15 protein-coding genes are annotated in these 16,813 nt (G+C 66.0%); 13 read left to right on the forward strand and 2 right to left on the reverse strand.

Annotated elements, in window-relative coordinates:
* Nucleotides 1-3: 3 nt before the first annotated feature.
* On the reverse strand, nucleotides 4-1,608 hold the full coding sequence (locus tag XaFJ1_RS00520; protein ID WP_301272192.1) for an alkaline phosphatase D family protein: 1,605 nt from the start codon (nucleotides 1,606-1,608) through the stop codon (nucleotides 4-6).
* Between the two features lie 99 nt (nucleotides 1,609-1,707).
* On the opposite strand from XaFJ1_RS00520, the gene rsmG reads away from it, so the two are divergent.
* From rsmG to uvrD, 11 genes are all read left to right on the forward strand, one after another.
* Complete coding sequence (gene rsmG / locus XaFJ1_RS00525; protein ID WP_012914668.1) at nucleotides 1,708-2,349, forward strand: 16S rRNA (guanine(527)-N(7))-methyltransferase RsmG; 642 nt, start codon at nucleotides 1,708-1,710, stop codon at nucleotides 2,347-2,349.
* 87 nt (nucleotides 2,350-2,436) lie between these two features.
* A complete protein-coding gene (locus XaFJ1_RS00530) occupies nucleotides 2,437-3,234 on the forward strand; it encodes a ParA family protein (protein WP_012914669.1) in 798 nt (265 codons plus the stop codon).
* The gene (locus XaFJ1_RS00535) at nucleotides 3,234-4,151 is read left to right on the forward strand and encodes a ParB/RepB/Spo0J family partition protein (RefSeq protein ID WP_012914670.1); all 918 of its coding nucleotides are present in this window, start codon (nucleotides 3,234-3,236) and stop codon (nucleotides 4,149-4,151) included. The genes XaFJ1_RS00530 and XaFJ1_RS00535 overlap by 1 nt, the downstream gene beginning before the upstream one ends.
* A gap of 103 nt (nucleotides 4,152-4,254) precedes the next feature.
* On the forward strand, nucleotides 4,255-5,220 hold the full coding sequence (locus tag XaFJ1_RS00540) for an SDR family NAD(P)-dependent oxidoreductase (protein ID WP_012914671.1): 966 nt from the start codon (nucleotides 4,255-4,257) through the stop codon (nucleotides 5,218-5,220).
* Nucleotides 5,221-5,311: 91 nt separating this feature from the next.
* Entirely contained in the window at nucleotides 5,312-6,034 is a 723-nt protein-coding gene (locus XaFJ1_RS00545; RefSeq protein ID WP_012914672.1) for a glycosyltransferase family 2 protein, read from the forward strand.
* A gap of 1 nt (nucleotide 6,035) precedes the next feature.
* Nucleotides 6,036-6,377: a lipid-A-disaccharide synthase N-terminal domain-containing protein gene (locus XaFJ1_RS00550; RefSeq protein ID WP_012914673.1), complete on the forward strand. Its 342-nt coding sequence runs from the start codon at nucleotides 6,036-6,038 to the stop codon at nucleotides 6,375-6,377.
* Between the two features lie 457 nt (nucleotides 6,378-6,834).
* Nucleotides 6,835-7,071 carry a 50S ribosomal protein L28 gene (gene rpmB, locus XaFJ1_RS00555; protein ID WP_010342733.1) on the forward strand — a complete coding sequence of 79 codons (237 nt, stop codon included), beginning with the start codon at nucleotides 6,835-6,837 and terminating at the stop codon, nucleotides 7,069-7,071.
* 10 nt (nucleotides 7,072-7,081) lie between these two features.
* Nucleotides 7,082-7,249, forward strand: a complete 168-nt coding sequence (rpmG, locus tag XaFJ1_RS00560) for a 50S ribosomal protein L33 (protein ID WP_169411268.1) — start codon at nucleotides 7,082-7,084, stop codon at nucleotides 7,247-7,249.
* Between the two features lie 161 nt (nucleotides 7,250-7,410).
* Nucleotides 7,411-8,829, forward strand: coding sequence for a cardiolipin synthase (gene cls, locus XaFJ1_RS00565; RefSeq protein WP_012914674.1), 1,419 nt, complete (start codon nucleotides 7,411-7,413; stop codon nucleotides 8,827-8,829).
* Nucleotides 8,830-8,940: 111 nt separating this feature from the next.
* Nucleotides 8,941-10,365: an FAD/NAD(P)-binding protein gene (locus XaFJ1_RS00570; protein ID WP_045756644.1), complete on the forward strand. Its 1,425-nt coding sequence runs from the start codon at nucleotides 8,941-8,943 to the stop codon at nucleotides 10,363-10,365.
* Between the two features lie 114 nt (nucleotides 10,366-10,479).
* Nucleotides 10,480-12,681, forward strand: a complete 2,202-nt coding sequence (uvrD, locus tag XaFJ1_RS00575; RefSeq protein WP_012914676.1) for a DNA helicase II — start codon at nucleotides 10,480-10,482, stop codon at nucleotides 12,679-12,681.
* A gap of 82 nt (nucleotides 12,682-12,763) precedes the next feature.
* Here the strand turns inward: uvrD and XaFJ1_RS00580 are convergent, their stop codons facing one another.
* The gene (locus tag XaFJ1_RS00580; RefSeq protein WP_012914677.1) at nucleotides 12,764-14,701 is read right to left on the reverse strand and encodes a M61 family metallopeptidase; all 1,938 of its coding nucleotides are present in this window, start codon (nucleotides 14,699-14,701) and stop codon (nucleotides 12,764-12,766) included.
* A gap of 382 nt (nucleotides 14,702-15,083) precedes the next feature.
* Here XaFJ1_RS00580 and XaFJ1_RS00585 point away from each other — a divergent pair, with 382 nt between their 5' ends.
* Both XaFJ1_RS00585 and XaFJ1_RS00590 read left to right on the forward strand, forming a co-directional pair.
* Nucleotides 15,084-15,530 carry a universal stress protein gene (locus XaFJ1_RS00585; RefSeq protein WP_012914678.1) on the forward strand — a complete coding sequence of 149 codons (447 nt, stop codon included), beginning with the start codon at nucleotides 15,084-15,086 and terminating at the stop codon, nucleotides 15,528-15,530.
* Between the two features lie 556 nt (nucleotides 15,531-16,086).
* Entirely contained in the window at nucleotides 16,087-16,782 is a 696-nt protein-coding gene (locus XaFJ1_RS00590) for a hypothetical protein (protein WP_012914679.1), read from the forward strand.
* Nucleotides 16,783-16,813: the final 31 nt, after the last annotated feature.

Here is a 16,813-nt window from a genome sequence, read left to right on the forward strand (position 1 = left end):
GGGTCACGCTTCCAGCGCGCCGGCACGGCCATCCTCGACCACGAAACGCTTGAGCGTGGAGACCGTGGCTTCGCGGTCGCGGCGGTCGGAGATCGTCTGTAGCCGCGTCTCCATTTGCGTCGGACTCAGTGACACCGACACGTAACCGCGGTAACGGCTCTCGGCATAGCGGACTTGCGGGTTGTCCGTCAGCATCTGCGTGATCGATGCGTATGGCGGGCCGTCGGAGGTGACGGAGGTACCGACGAATTCGGTCGCCAGCGTTGGCGAGTGCGGGTCGCTGGCGTCGGTTTTGAGGTCGGTGACCCAATAGGAATGGATGTCGCCGCCCCAAAACACCGGATTGCGCATGCCGCTGCGCGCGACCGCCTGCAGCATGCGTGTACGCGTGGCCGGGTAGCCGTCCCAGCCATCGGTCCAGTGACCGAGCTGGCTGTTATCGCGTTCGCGTTGCAGGATCGGAGCGACCAGCAGATCCTGTGCGATCACGTTCCAGCGCGCCTGCGAACGCGCGAAGCCGGCATACAGCCAGCGCTCCTGCGCCGCGCCGAGCATGCTGCGCGCCGGGTCGTCGATCTCCTTGCAGTCGCTTGTGGCAACGTGTCCGCCGCGCCAGCCGTTTGACATCGGACAGGGCTGCTCGCTGCGGTATTGACGACCGTCGAGGACGAAGAAGCGCGCCAAGGCGCCGTAGTCCAACGCACGGTACAGGCGCATGTTCGGCCCATGCGGACGATGCCGTGCACGTAGCGGAAAGTGTTCGTACATGGCCTGATAGGCGGCGGCGCGGCGGCGCAGGAAGCTGGCCGTGGAAATGGACGGGTCCTGCGACCAGCGGTTGGCGTAGTCGTTCTGTACTTCGTGGTCGTCCCAGGTCGCCACGCAGGCGGAGACAGCGTGCAGGGCTTGTAGGTCGGGATCGGTGCGGTACAGCGCGTAGCGGTTGCGGTAACCGGCCAAATCCAGGCAGTCGCCGCTGCCGTGCGCACGCACCACGTTGGCCGCTGTCGCGCCCTTGTGGGTGTACTCGTAGATGTAGTCGCCGAGGAAGAACACCAGATCCGGCTGCTCGGCGGCCAGGTGACGGTAGGCGCTGAAGTAGCCCTGCTCCCAGTGCGAGCAGGACACGAAGCCGAAGCGTGCGCTGTCCATGCGTTCGGGTGCCGGCGTCGTGCGCGCGCAGCCGAGCGGGCTCTGCGCGCCCAGCGCTTCGAATCGATACCAGTAGGGTCGGCCCGGTTGCAACCCGTTCACTTCCACGTGCACGGAATGTCCCCAACGCGGATGCGCGATCGCCACGCCACGTTGGACCACCTGCGCCATGCCGGCATCGGTGGCGATGCTCCAGCGTACCGGTACCGGATCGTGCAGGCCGCCTTGGCCGTCCGGGGCTAGCGGCTGCGGTGCCAGCCGCGTCCACAGCACCAGGCCATCGGGCAGCGGATCGCCGGCCGCCACGCCCAGGGTGAACGGATCGTCGCTGCCGCGAGCGCGGGCGAATGGACTCAGCAGTGGCGTCGCCGCCAGCAGCCCCAATCCCGTCAGCACACGGCGGCGACCAGGGTCGGCTGCTGTGCCGGTGACGGGGGTGTTTGTGGAGTTCGCCATGTTGATGGTCGCGATTGCAAGAGAGCAATTTCTTATTCTCGCCCATGATGATGGCGGTCGCATGGCGGCACGCTTGGCAGCAGCTGCGATAATCCAGCGATGACCGATGCTTCCCTTCCCGATTCCGTCCGCGCTGTGCTCGAGCAAGGCCTGCGCGCGCAGGCACTGGACGCCGTCGTGCTGGCGCCGCCACTGCTGGCTTACCTGGCGCTGCTGGCGCGCTGGAACCGCACCTACAACCTCACCGCCATCCGCGATCCGCATGAAATGGTGACCCGTCATCTGCTCGACTCCCTGGCGATGCAGCCCTTCGTCGGCGAGGGCGTGCTCGCCGACCTGGGCACCGGTCCGGGTCTGCCGGGCCTGCCGCTGGCGATCGCGCGGCCGCACTTGCACGTGACCCTGGTCGAGAGCAACGGCAAGAAGGCGCGCTTTCTGCGCGAGGCCGTGCGCCAGTTGCGTCTGGACAATGCACGGGTGGCCGAGACGCGCGCCGAGGCGCTGGACGAGCCGGGTGGCTATGACCTGTTGACCGCGCGCGCGCTGGATACCCTGGCCGGCATTGTCGCCGTCGGCGGGCATCTGCTGCGCCCCGGTGGGCGCCTGCTGGCGATGAAGGGGGTGCGTCCGGATGCGGAAATCGCCGCGCTGCCGTCAGGCTGGACGGTGCCGACGGTGCACAGGCTGCAAGTCCCGGGCCTGGGTGAGGACCGCCATCTGGTGGTGGTCGAACGCGATTGAGTGGTGTTTACGTCCAGCCCGGATTTCCGCCCTGGGGAATGTGCCCGCATAATGCCCGGTCACACCCATCGCCGACGAGGCTCCCGCATGGCCCGCATCATCGCCATCGCCAACCAAAAGGGCGGCGTCGGCAAGACCACCACCGCGGTCAATCTGGCCGCCGCGCTTGTGCGCCAGACGCAACGCGTGCTGCTGGTGGACCTGGACGCGCAGGGCAACGCGACGATGGGCAGCGGCATCGATAAGCGCGAACTGGACGCCTCCACCTGCGACGTCTTGCTCGGCGAACGTACCGCCGTGCAGATCCGGGTGACCGCGCCGGAAGGCTTCGACCTGCTGCCGGGCAACATCGATCTCACCGCGGCCGAGATTCAACTCATGGACCAGACGGCGCGCGAGCAGCGACTGAAGACGGCGCTGACCCCGCTGCGCGCCGAGTACGATTTCATCCTCATCGACTGCCCGCCGGCGTTGTCGCTGTTGACCTTGAACGCGCTGACCGCGGCCGATTCGGTGATCGTGCCGATGCAGTGCGAGTACTACGCGCTGGAGGGGCTGACCGCACTGCTGGAAACCATCGAAGCGCTGCGCGTCGAGCTCAACCCGGGATTGGAAATCGAAGGCGTATTGCGCACCATGTTCGATGTGCGCAACAACCTTGCCAACGCGGTATCGGCGGAGCTGACCAACCATTTCGGCGACAAAGTGTTCCGCACCATCGTGCCACGCAACGTGCGCCTGGCCGAGGCGCCCAGCCACGGCCAGAGCATCGTCGGCTACGACCGCACCTCGCGCGGCGGGGTTGCCTACCTGGGGCTGGCCGGCGAGGTCGTGCGCCGCCGCAACCAACGTAATCGGCCAATGCCGGTGATGGAGACGTTCTGATGAGCGCCAAGCCCCCCGCCCTCGGAGCGAAAAAACGCGGTCTTGGTCGCGGCCTGGAGGCGCTGCTGGGGTCGACGGCCGCGTCGACGCCCACTGTCGACACACTGCAGCCGGGCGATAGCCTGCGCCGGTTGCCGGTGGGGCAATTGCAGCCGGGCAAATACCAACCGCGCCAGGAGATGGATCAGGCCAAGCTGCAGGAACTGGCCGAGTCGATCAAGGCGCAGGGCGTGATCCAGCCGATCGTGGTGCGCGAGCTGGTGCCGGGAACCTTCGAGATCGTCGCCGGCGAACGTCGCTGGCGCGCCTCGCAGTTGGCCGGCCTGAGCGACGTGCCGGTGGTGGTGCGCGAACTCGACGACCGCACCGTCATCGCCATGGCGCTGATCGAGAACATCCAGCGCGAGGACCTCAACCCGTTGGAAGAGGCACTGGCGTTGCAGCGTCTGATCGACGAATTTTCCCTGACCCATGCCGAGGCTGCCGAAGCAGTGGGCCGCTCGCGTGCCTCGGTGTCCAACTTGCTGCGCCTGTTGGAATTGCCACCGACGATCCGCATGCTGCTGGAGGCGCGGCGGCTGGAAATGGGCCATGCGCGCGCGTTGTTGACGCTGTCGCCGGAACTGGCCAGCCGGCTGGCGTCCGACGCCGCCGACCAGGGCTGGTCGGTGCGCGAGGTCGAGCACCGTGCGCAGCAGTTCGCCGCCGGGAAGGTGCCGAGCAACCGGAAGCCCAAGCCGGGCCGCAACGCGCCGCAGGCCGATATCGCTTCGTTGGAGACCGAGTTGTCCGAATCGCTCGGGACCAAGGTCGCCATTGCGCATGGCGCTGGCGGCAAGGGCAAGCTGGTCATTCACTACACCGATCTGGACACGCTCGACGGTGTGCTGGAGCGGCTGCGCGGTAAAACGTCCTGAGTCCAGCGCGGATTCGTCCCATGCATTGCGCCTCTGCCCTGACCGCTGGTTGTGCGCCGTCCTCGTGCGGCTGCCTGACCTGCGCGCGTTGCTGGAGATCGCGATGACGGTGCTGGTGACAGGCGCAGCCGGCTTCGTCGGCGCTTACACCTGCCGTGCGCTCGCGGCGCGTGGCGAGACGGTCGTCGGTCTGGACAACTATAACGATTACTACGATCCGCAGCTCAAGCGCGATCGCGTCGCCGCGCTGTGCCCGCAGGTGGACATCCGCACGCTCGACCTGACCGACCGCGAGGGCTTATCCGCCCTGTTCGACGAGACGCGGCCCGAGCGCGTGGTGCATCTGGCCGCACAGGCCGGTGTGCGCTATTCGCTGCAAAACCCCCAAGCTTACGTCGACAGCAATCTGGTCGGCTTCGTCAATATGCTGGAACTTTGTCGGCACCGCAGGGTCCAGCACTTGGTCTATGCCTCCAGCAGTTCGGTGTACGGCGATTCGGCCGCTGCGCCGTTCTCCGAGGACCAGCGTATCGATCAACCACGTTCGCTGTACGCGGCGACCAAGGCCGCCAACGAACTGATGGGGCACACCTACGCGCAATTGTATGGACTACGCGCGACCGGATTGCGCTTCTTCACCGTCTATGGCCCGTGGGGGCGGCCGGACATGGCGCCGCTGCTGTTCAGTCGCGCGGTATTGGCCGGGCGTCCGATCGAGGTGTTCAACCATGGCCGCATGCGCCGCGATTTCACTTTCATCGCCGACATCGTCGCCGGCGTGCTCGGCGCGCTCGATCACCCTTGCATCGATGCGCTACCGCATCGCGTGTTCAACCTCGGCAACCACCGGCCGGTGGAATTGGAGCGCTTCATTGGCGTGATCGAGACCGCCGCTGGCCGCACCGCCGAGAAACTGTATCGACCGATGCAACCTGGCGACATGATCGAGACGATGGCCGATACTGCGCGCGCGCATGCGGCCTTCGGCTTCGATCCGACCACTCCGATCGAAACCGGCTTGCCGCAGGTGGTGCAGTGGTGCCGGGACTATTTCGGCGCTGCCGCTTGAGTCGCGTCCATGGCCCGGCCCGCGCGCCGGGGCGTGACCGACGGAGTATGCGTTCCATTCTTCGCATTCCTTGCCGAACCTTGCCGTCCTCATGAACCAGCTTTCCCTTTCCGTTGTCGTCCCGGTGTTCAACGAGCGCGACAACGTCTCGTCGCTGGTCGACGAAATCCTCGCCGCGTTGCGCGGCGCGATCGATTTCGAAATCGTCTACGTGGACGATCATTCGCGCGACGACACCCTGGCGGTGCTGGAAGGGTTGAAGGCCACGACGCCGGAACTGCGCGTGCTGCACCATGTCAGCCAGAGCGGGCAGAGCACCGCGGTCCGCAATGGGGTCAAGGCCGCGCACGGGCGGTGGATCGCCACCCTCGACGGCGACGGCCAGAACGACCCGGCCGATATTCCCAAGCTGCTGGCCGCACACGCTGCAGCCTCGCCGCAGGTCAAGTTGTTCGCCGGTTGGCGGGTATCGCGACAGGATTCGAGCAGTAAACGCTGGGCATCGACGTGGGCCAATGCGATTCGTGCGCGCATGTTGCGCGACGCCACCCCGGACACCGGCTGCGGCATCAAATTGTTCGAACGCGAGGCGTTCCTGGATCTGCCGTACTTCGACCATATGCACCGCTATTTGCCGGCGCTGATGCAGCGCGCCGGCTGGCAAACCTCGAGCGTGCCGGTGAACCACCGCCCCCGCACCGCCGGCGTGTCCAAATACAACAATCTCAACCGCGCCCTGGTCGGCATCCGCGACCTGCGCGGCGTGGCCTGGTTGATCGCACGCAGCCGCCGCACCGCCGTGCAGGAGCGCTGAGATGCCACCGCACCTGCTCGACCAGCCGATCCAGTCGCTGTATTGGACCGGTGTGCACGTCACCGGCTGGAAGTTGATCGGCTACATCGGCGCGCTGATGTTCGGCGGTCGCTGGCTGTTGCAGTTCATCGCGTCCAAGCGCGCCGGCAAGCCGGTGATCCCGCGCATGTTCTGGTACATGAGCGTGATCGGCAGCTTGATGACGCTGAGTTATTTCCTGTTCTCGGCCAAGCAGGATTCGGTCGGCGTTCTACAGAATCTGTTCCCCGCCTTCACCGCCTTCTACAGTCTGTATCTGGATATCAGGCACCGTGGTTGGCGCCGCGACCGCGCGTCGCACTGAACGCTGGTGCAGCCTGCGTCGCGAACGACGTCGAGATGGGCATCGGCTACCTGCTCGCAGCGATCAGGCGCGGAGAAATGCGCCGGCGGCATGGGGCGATTCGGTCGTCAGGCCGCGGCCCGGTCGCTAGCGATGGTGCCCAGACCGGGCGCCGCCAAGGTCTGGGCACCATTGGCCCGCAGCGGATCGATCCATCCTCTGTGCGAGCAATTTGCGCAAGTCATTGATCCCCTGCATAATACGCGGCTCGCTGTGCCCGGTTTTGGCCGGGCCGGCGGTCGGAAGCGCGATCTCCGGCCGGCCTTTTCCAGCGTAACCGTTTGATTTCCCACGTCGCGTGGTGGCCGCAAGGCGACCGGGGCCGCCGTCTCCCAGGCTATGGGCGACCCAACCTGCGGATCCTTCCGCAAGAGCCCGGCTGTCCATGGCCGGACTTCCAACACGATCGAGGTGCGTAATGTCCCGCGTATGCCAAGTGTCCGGCAAGCGTGTGCAGACGGGTAACAACGTCTCCCACGCCAACAACAAGACCCGTCGTCGCTTCCTGCCCAATTTGCACGAGCGCCGTTTTTGGGTCGCCAGCGAGAACCGCTGGGTCAAGCTGAAGGTTTCCGCGCACGCGCTGCGCACCATCGATAAGAACGGCATCGACACCGTTCTGGCTGAGCTGCGTGCGCGCGGCGAAAAGGTTTGAGGAGTAACCCATCATGGCAGGCAAGCGCGATAAGGTCCGTATGATTTCCTCGGCCGGTACCGGTCACTTCTACACCACGGACAAGAACAAAAAGAACACCCCGGGGAAGATGGAATTCCTCAAGTACGATCCGGTCGTGCGCAAGCACGTCCTGTACAAGGAAGGCAAGATCAAGTAATCGGCTGGTCGCAGAATCGCCATTGTTGATCGACACACAACCCGCCACCTGGCGGGTTGTGTGCGTTTGGGTCCGACGCAGGGCCGACAGGGTCTGGCGGCGAGACTTGCGTTTGCCCGCATAGTCCGCAGAATCTGGCGACCTGGGTTGCGAGCATTGCGATGTTGCCGGTCTGGTTGGAAGGCACGTGGCTGTTGGCGTTGGACTGGCTGATCCGGCTGGTGGCGTTGTTGTGGATTCCCACCCGCACCACTCCCGGCGCGGCGCGCAGCTGGTTGCTGCTGGTGGGGTTCGTGCCGCTGTTGGGGCTGCCGTTGTACCTGCTGTTGGGTCATCCTTGGCTGTCGCGCGAACGCGTCCGCCGCCAAGTGCTGGCCTCGCAGGTGATTCGCGAGCAGCAGGGGCCGCTGACCGCGCTGCGCTGGACGCCGCCAGCCGATACCGTGGTCGCCGAAGTGGTGCCGTTGATAGAGCGTCAGGGCGATTTCATGCCCACCCACGGCAACACCGTGGAATTGCTCGACCGTTACGCGCCATCGTTGCAGGCGCTGATCGAGGACATCGAGACGGCGGTCGAGCGCGTGCATCTGCTGTACTACCTGATGTTCGACGATGCGGTCGGCGATGCGGTGGTCGCGGCCCTGCTGCGCGCCGCCGCACGCGGTGTGCGCTGCCGCCTGTTGCTGGATGCGCGTGGCGGCCGCCGCGCCCTGCGCCGCTACCGCATCCGCCTGCATGCGGCGGGGGTCGAGGTACAGGCGCTGTTGCCGGGCGGCCTGCGCTGGCGCCGCAGTGGGCGCATGGATCTGCGCAATCACCGCAAGATCGCGGTGATCGACAACCGTGTCGGCTATATCGGTTCGCAGAATCTGGCCGCGCCGGACTTCGTGCCCGGCCATCCCAACCGCGAACTGGTGGCGCGGGTGCAGGGGCCGGTGGTCGGGCACCTGGAAGCGGTGTTCGCCAGCGATTGGTTCATCGAGACCGGGCAGCGCCTGAGTGTGGTGAGCCCCGCCACGGCGCGCGGTAACGGCGTCCCGGCGCAACTGCTGCCGAGTGGGCCGGCCTATCCGTTCGAAAACGCGCGCGATACGGTCAATGCGCTGATCCATCAGGCGCGGCGCCGGATCGTGATGGTGACGCCGTACTTCGTGCCGGACGAAGTCACGCTCAGCGCGCTGCGCATCGCCGCGCTGTCTGGCGTGGAGGTACAACTGATCCTGTCCGAGAGCAACAATCAACCGCTCAGCGCCTGGGCACAGGAGGCGTGCTACGACGAACTGCTGCGCAGCGGGGTCAAGATCGCGTTGTATCGGCCGCACTTTCTGCATGCCAAGCACTTGAGCGTTGACGAGAGCATTGTCCTGGTCGGCTCGATCAATCTGGACATTCGCTCGTTCGCACTGAACGCGGAGATTGGCATGCTCTGCTATAGCGCCGAGGTGTTGCAGCAGCTGCGGGTGGTGGAAGCGGAATACCTGGCCGATGCGCGGGTGCTGTCGCTGGAGACATGGCGCAAGCGGCCGGCGTGGCGGCGCAGTCGCGAGGGGATCGCGCGTCTGGCCGATGCGCTGATGTGAAACGTGCCGCCGATGCGCGCATGATGTCGGGGCCATGCGCGAGCGTTCGTTGCCCCCTGGGTTTTTTGCCATCGGCCTGGCATGCGAGGCCTTCGCTTACAATTGCCGAATATGAGCGAGCTTCTGCCCAGCAAACCGATTGACGATGATTGCGATGTTGCCATCATCGGCGGCGGCGCGGCTGGTGTTCTGGCTGCATTGCATCTGCTGCACCAGGCCGACGGCCCGCTGCGCTTGCAACTGATCGAGTCGCAGCCAGCGCTGGCGCAGGGCGTGGCCTATGCGACGCCTCGCGCGGAGCATCTACTGAACGTGCCGGTCGGGCGGATGAGTGCCTTCGCCAATGCGCCCGAGGATTTTCTCGATTGGTTGCAGCACCAAGCGCTGTATCCGGAACTGACGCGCGATGCGTTGGCGCAAGCTTACGTGCAGCGTCGCCATTACGCCGTCTATCTGCGCACGCGTCTAACGCAGGCGCAGGCGACGCGCCCGGCGCGCTTGCAGTGGCGTCAGGCGCGGGTGCTGGCCATGCAACCGGATGCGGCCGGCGGACACATGCTGCACTTGCACGATGCTCGTCAACTGCGCGCCGGTGCCACGGTGCTGGCGCTGGGCAACAGCCTGCGTCCGTTGCCGGCACGCGGTGCCGCCAGTCTGTCCGAGTCGATGCGGGTGGAAGCCTGGAACTACCCGCAGTTATGCGAGATCCCCCGCGAGGCGACGGTGTGCATCGTCGGTTCCGGCCTGAGCATGGCCGACAGCGTGCTGACGCTGCTGAGCAACGCCCATCGTGGTCTGGTACACGTGGTTTCGCGACATGCGTTGCTGCCGCTGCCGCATGCTGCGCACGGCACGCCGGCCGAATTCGATCCGCAAGCGTTGCTGGCGCTCTCGTTGCGCCAGCGGCTGCGCGCGTTGCGCGGTTACGCCGCCGCCGCGCAGGCGCACGGACACCCCTGGCAGAGCGTGATGGATCGGGTGCGGCCGTTCGGCCAGGCGCTGTGGCAATCGCTGTCGGCGACCGAGCAACGCCGTTTCCTGCGGCATACGGTGCGTTACTGGGACGTGCACCGGCATCGCGTCGCCGAGCCGGTATACGCGCAGTTGCAGGAGATACACCGTAGCGGCCAGTTGCGCGTGCACCGCGCGCGGCTGGAGAGCGTGTCTGCGGTCGATACCTGCGTGCAGGTCAACGGAATGGGCGCCGATGGTGTTCCGTTGCAATTGCAGGCGCATTGCGTGATCAATGCCACCGGCGTGGAGTTGCGTGTGCAGACCATTCGCAATCCGCTGCTACACCAGCTATTGGGCAGCGGCCATGCGCAGCAGGGGCCGCATGGGATCGGCCTGGCGACCGGCGCCGATGGCGCGTTGCTCGATGCTAACGGTCGCGCCGATCCACGGATCCGCGTACTGGGCAGCTTGCGCATCGGCAGCCTGTGGGAAAGTCTGGCGATTCCCGAACTGCGGATGCAGGCGCAGGCGACCGCGCAGGCGTTGCTGAGCCTGGAACTGCCGCTCGCGCGGATTTCCTGACGCTGTCCTGCTTGCTCCGGCCACGGGAGCAGCAGGCTGCCGTGCGGAATGCTGTCGCCAACCGTGCGACGTGCATCGCCGCCCATGCGCTGCCGCACCGGCTAAAATGCCTGGGTGGATGTCTCTCATTTACTCGACGATCTGAACCCCGCCCAGCGCGAGGCCGTCTCCGCACCGCCCGGTCATTATCTGGTCCTGGCCGGTGCCGGATCCGGCAAGACGCGCGTGCTCACCCATCGCATCGCCTGGCTGCACGAGGTGCATGGTGTGCCGGTGCATGGCATGTTCGCGGTTACCTTCACCAACAAGGCGGCCGGCGAGATGCGCCATCGCGCCGACCTGCAGTTGCGCAACGGCAGCCGCGGCATGTGGATCGGCACCTTCCACGGCCTGGCCCACCGCCTGTTGCGCTTGCACTGGCAGGACGCGCGGTTGCCGGAGAGCTTCCAGGTTCTGGATGCCGACGACCAACTGCGGCTGGTCAAACGCGTAGTGCAGCAACTGGAGCTGGACGAGGGCAAGTTCCCGCCCAAGCAAATCGCGTGGTGGATCAACCAGCAGAAGGACGAAGGCCGCCGCGCGCAGCACATCCAGCCCGAGCCGCACGATGTCTGGATCAACACCCTGCGCAACGCCTATGCGCTGTACCAGGAGCGCTGCGACCGCGCCGGGCTGGTCGACTTCGCCGAGTTGCTGCTGCGTGCGCACGAGCTGCTGCGCGACACGCCAGCGTTGCTGGCGTATTACCGTGCTCGCTTCGCTGAGATCCTGGTCGATGAATTTCAGGACACCAATGCCATCCAGTACGCGTTCGTGCGCGTGCTCGCCGGCGACAGCGGCCGTGTATTCGTGGTCGGCGACGACGACCAAGCCATTTACGGATGGCGCGGCGCCAAGGTTGAGAACGTGCAGCGTTTCCTCAAGGATTTCCCTGGCGCGCAGACCATCCGCTTGGAGCAGAACTACCGTTCCAGCGCCAACATTCTCAACGCCGCCAACGCGGTGATCGCGCACAACCCCGATCGCATCGGTAAGCAATTGTGGACCGATTCGGGCGATGGCGAGCCGATCGATCTGTATGCGGCGTACAACGAAGTCGACGAAGCGCGCTACGTGCTCGAGCGCGCGCGCCAATGGGTGCGCGATGGCGGCAGCTACAGCGAAGCCGCCGTGCTCTATCGCAGCAACGCGCAGTCGCGTGCGTTCGAAGAGGCGTTGCTCGCCGAGCAGGTGCCGTACCGCGTGTACGGCGGCATGCGCTTCTTCGAGCGTGCCGAAATCAAAGATACGCTGGCCTATCTGCGCCTGGTCGCCAACCGCGCCGACGATGCGGCGTTCGAGCGTGCGGTGAATACGCCGGCGCGCGGCATCGGCGACCGGACCCTGGACGAAGTGCGACGGCTGGCGCGTGTGCAATCGCTGTCGCTATGGACTGCCGCGCAACACGCCGCGCAGCAGGGTGGCGAACTGGCCGCGCGCGCGCGCAATGCGCTGGGCCAGTTCCTCGGCCTGATCGAACAACTGGTCTTGGAAGTGGCCGACCTGTCGCTGCCCGAGCAGATCGATCATGTGCTGGCGCGCTCGGCGCTGCGCGATCACTGGAGCAAGGAAAGCCGCAGCGGACTGGATTCGGAGTCGCGCACCGACAACCTCGACGAACTGGTTTCGGTGGCTTCGCGCTTCGTCCGTGTCGACGCCGAGGATGATGCTGACGAAGCGCGCCAGGCGATGAGCGAATTGGTCGCGTTCCTGGCCTATGCCGCATTGGAAGCCGGCGAAGGTCAAGCCCGGGCCGACGAGGACGGCGTGCAACTGATGACGCTGCATTCGGCCAAGGGCCTGGAATTCCCGCTGGTGTTCCTGGTCGGCATGGAAGACGGCCTATTCCCCAGTGCGCGCTCGTTGGAGGAAAGCGGGCGCCTGGAGGAAGAGCGGCGCCTGGCCTATGTCGGTATCACCCGTGCTCGCCACACATTGGTACTCAGCTACGCCGAATCGCGGCGTATCCACGGCCAGGACAATTACAACGTTCCGTCGCGCTTCCTCCGCGAGATCCCGCGCGAGCTATTGCACGAGGTGCGACCGAAGGTGCAGGTCTCGCGCAGCGCTTCGTTAGGTGCGCCGCGCAACCCGGGGCATCCTCGGATCGAGGCGCCGGCGATCAAGCTCGGCGCCAATGTGCAGCACCCCAAGTTCGGTGGTGGCGTGGTCATCGACTACGAAGGCAGCGGCGCGCACGCGCGCGTGCAAGTGCAGTTTGACGAGGCCGGCGCCAAGTGGCTGGTGATGGCCTACGCGAATTTGACGGTGCGCTGACGGAGCCGTTAGCCGGGCGGCCCGTCGCGGTGTTCAGCGGGGGCGCTTGTGGGCGATGCAGAATGCCTTGGGCGATTCATGGTCAGTGCCGCGCGGCGATGATCTGGCTCAGGTAATCCGGCGTGCCATTCACTCGCACCAAGTGTGGATACTGCAAGCCGTCGTGGTAGTGCACCGCGAAGTCGCGCAGGTTGCCTTGGTATTTCAGTGTCAGCACGATCGGTGCGGTGCCGCCCTTGGCCTCGGCGATGGCTTGCTTGAGCGTATCGCGCGAGTAATCCTGGCCGTTGACCGCCAGCAGCGTGGCGCCGGTGCTGATCCCGGCCTTGAACGCCGGGCCATCCCACAGCACGTCGTTGATGCTGGCGTCATCGTTCATTACAAGGCCGATCGACCAAGCGAAGTTGTAGCGGTGTCGCGCCGATGGGTGGCTGCCGTCGTATTGCTTCTCGAATTCGCTGGGTTGGTCGGTGTACACCAGTTTCCAGCCACTGGCTTGTAAGCCTTCCAATAGCGGTGGATCGACCGCGTACACGCGGCGCTGGAGGTAAGTGGTCCAGTCGAAGTGGGCGACGCCATCGAGCGCGGCGACGACGTCGTCGAAGCTGTAGGTCTTGACCGCATGGCTGCCGTCGTCGACGCCGAAAAATGCTTTGGCCACGTCGTCCAGCGACTTGCGTCCACCGCTGAGCGCGCGCAGTTTGGCGTCCACTGCCAGCCAGACCATCTGCCCGCCGCTGTAGTAGTCCTCGCTCATCTGCCAGCTGCGGTAGGGCAGCGGCGCGCGATGCGCGGCGGTGGGGTCGTTGGTAGTGTCTTGCAGGGAGCGCCAACGGAATCCGGCACGGTTGCGATCGTAGTTGGCCGCAGTCATCGCCAGCGCGTCGCGGAACTGTTGCGGTGTCCACATGCCGGCGCGCGCGGCCAGCACGTAGCCCCAGTATTGGGTCTGGCCTTCGTAGACCCACAGTAGCGAGTCGCCCATCGGCACGTTGAAGGTCGGTGTCCACAGGTCGGCCGGACGCCGGAACTTGCCGTTCCACGAGTGGGTGTACTCGTGTGGCAGTAGGTCGCGGTCGGCTGCGTTGTCGGCCCAGGCGCTGAAATAGTCGGCGCCCAGCCCGTTTTCGCTGGACTGGTGGTGCTCCAGTCCGTTGCCGCCGAGCACGTCGGACAGCGAGAACAGGAAGTCGTAATGGTCGTAGTGGTGGGAGCCGAACAGCTTGATCGCCTGCACCGGCAGGTTGCGGTGTGCCTGTCGCTGTTCCGGGCTGATTTCCAGGAACCTGGGCGCATCGGCGACCATGTCTAGGTGAACCGGCGCGCTACCGGGGGGCGTCAGATCCACGCGCTTGAAGTAGCGTCCGGCGTAGATCGGCGAGTCGACCAATGTGGTGAAGTCCACCGGTTTGAAGATAGTCGTGGCGCCGCTGTGACTGGCGGTCTCCAGCGCCGTGCCGAACTCCCATCCGGCCGGCAGGATCACGCTCGGCGCCACCGTGATCTGGCGCGTGTCGTGGCCAGCCGGGTATAGCGCGACCTTGTTCCATTCCAGTTGCAGCATTTTGTCGGTCATTTCGAAGCCGTCGTCGCGGGGCGACAGGTACTGGAAACTGGCTTCGATCGCGCGCACGCCCTCCGGCACATCCACATGAAAGCTGTAGACGTCGAATGTGTCGCGACGCCATGGCAGCGGCTTGCCGTTGGCGGTCAGAGTGAGGCCGGCCAGCATCGCCACCGGCCCGCTCGGCGAATGGTCGCCGGGAATCCATTGCGGATATTGCAGGGTCAGCCGCCCAGCGCCGACCGGGATGGTCTCGTGGACCCGGTAGATGCCCTGGCGTACGTCGCCAGCGTCCACCTGCAGCGTGATGGTGCCGGGGTAGGGGGTGTCCCGCGGTGCGGGCACGTCGGCGGTACGGGCAGCCTGCGCATGCGCGGTGCCGCTCACAGCCAGGGCGATGCCCAGCGACAACGCCAGGTCGAGGCAACGAAAGGCAGGACGGAAGGGCGCGGGCATAAACTGCTCCTGGATGGGGGAATGCGGTGCAGGACGTTAGCATCTGTGACCAGCGTCGGCGCGACTTACTTTGTGGCCAGGCACTGCTGAGTCATGCAAGGAGGGGCCAGGCGCATCGGTCCAGCCGTTGCGGTTTGCCCCGATGCGTTTCAACGACAGCGGCGTGATCGGTGACGGGTGTCATTGCGCATCGTTGCAGTTGCCTCGATCGGGCGGGCGGCATAGGAATACACGGCCTGTCGGCTGGTGCGCGCATGGCCGGCAAGCCGATGCGTCGGTTGAACCCGCTCGTGACTGAATTTGATCTGGCTCAAGGCGTGCAGTCCACAGCGGGTGTGCAATGCTGCTGCTGTCGCCGCATACGGCGCCACCGGAGCACACCATGTACCAGCGCATCCTGATTGCCATCGATGGTTCTGAGTTGTCCGCCAAAGGCTTGCAGCATGGGCTGGCGCTGGCCGCCAAGCTCGGTGCGCAGGTGGACATCCTCACGGTCTCCGAACCGTGGGCCATGGGCATGTACGATGCCATGGGCTGGGGCGTGGGCTATGAGGCCAGTCCCGGATACCGTCGCGACCGCGAGGCCAGCGCGCAGTCGATCCTGGCGCCGGCGCTCGCCGCCGCCGCGGCTGCCGGCGTGACCGCGCATGGCCGTCACCTGCTCGACCGTTATGCGGCCGAGGGGATCATCGACATGGCCATCGACTGTGCCAGCGACTTGATCGTGATGACCTCGCATGGCCGTCGCGGTATGAGTCGGATACTGCTTGGCAGTCAAACGGCGGAAGTGTTGGCGAACAGCAAATTACCGGTGCTGGTGATTCGCTGACGTCGAGGCGGGCGCGGGGCGCGGGGCGCGCCGGCTCGCTCCGCGCCAAGTGGTCGCCCGCGGCAGGCGTCCGTCGAGGACATGCCCGTGCATCGGTTGCAGGCGGCCGACGCGCCTCGACAGCGCGATGTACGGCCGGGTGCGCGTCCGTCGTATTGCGGCAGCACGCGCATTCCCGCGCTGGGCCGCATCAGGCAGGGGCAGTCCGGAGCCGGACCGTGCAAGCGCAGCGTCAGGCGTGCCGCCCAGTCGATCAAGAGCGGGCGAGAGCGCTGCAATGCGCGTGACGCAGCGCGCCGTACATGCACATCGAGGACCACCGCACGGATGACCTGCCACGTCCCCTGCGCGGACGTGCATTGCCGCGTGCGCGCAGGGTGAGGCAAGCGCATCGCGGCGCTGTCCGCCCACATCCTCCGTGTGGCAGGCCGATGTCAGCGATTTGCCGATGGGCCGCACTGTCGACACCGCCGATGCTGGACGCCGATGCCGTAGCGGTGCGCGCGCCTGCATTGCGCCGCTGGGACGGCGTCCTTCCAGCCAACGGAGCCTGCCTATGTCCATTCTCGCGTTTCATCCGCCACATCTGGCCCATCACTTCCCCCAGGGCGTGCATGCGATCGAGCACCCTGCTGATACGTTTCCCGATCGCGCCCAGATCGTCGCAGCCTTGCCGCGCACCGATCAAGGTGAAGTGCAGCTGCATTACGACACGTTGTGGATCGGCGGCGGCCACGGCGATGTCGACGATCAGGGCGCACCGACCCAGTTCAACGGCTGCCGCAATGTCGCCGTGTTCCAGCGCTTCATCGCGGATCTTGTCGATATCGGCATCCGCACGCCGGCGCTGATCGTCGATACCTGCTTTTCGCTGGCTTCGCTGCCGCAACTGGCCCCCCTGCTCACCGAGGACGGTGTGTTCGCCGGTTGGTCGTGCATCTGCGCCACTACCCGCAACGAATTGCTGGCATCGCACCGGTTGCCGGCGCTGGTGGAGCAGACCGAGACCGCGCTGGCCGAAGTGACCACGGCGGCGTCCAGCCAAGTGGTCTACCTGGCACCCGATCGGGTGCTGATCCGCCATGCGCGGTTGACCGCGAGCGCGGGCGGCATGGAAGCCAACGACCTCCCCGATGCCGAGGCAACCCTCGCCCGCGTGGGCAGCTTGACCTGGCAGCACAGGCCGCTGATCGCCACCGACCAGCCCATCGAGGGCCACGACGCGTTCATCGACCGCCTGCGCCAACTCTGACCGGCCCTGCGCTGGCGCCCATTCGGGCATC

Source organism: Xanthomonas albilineans (assembly GCF_009931595.1).
Lineage (GTDB): Bacteria > Pseudomonadota > Gammaproteobacteria > Xanthomonadales > Xanthomonadaceae > Xanthomonas_A > Xanthomonas_A albilineans.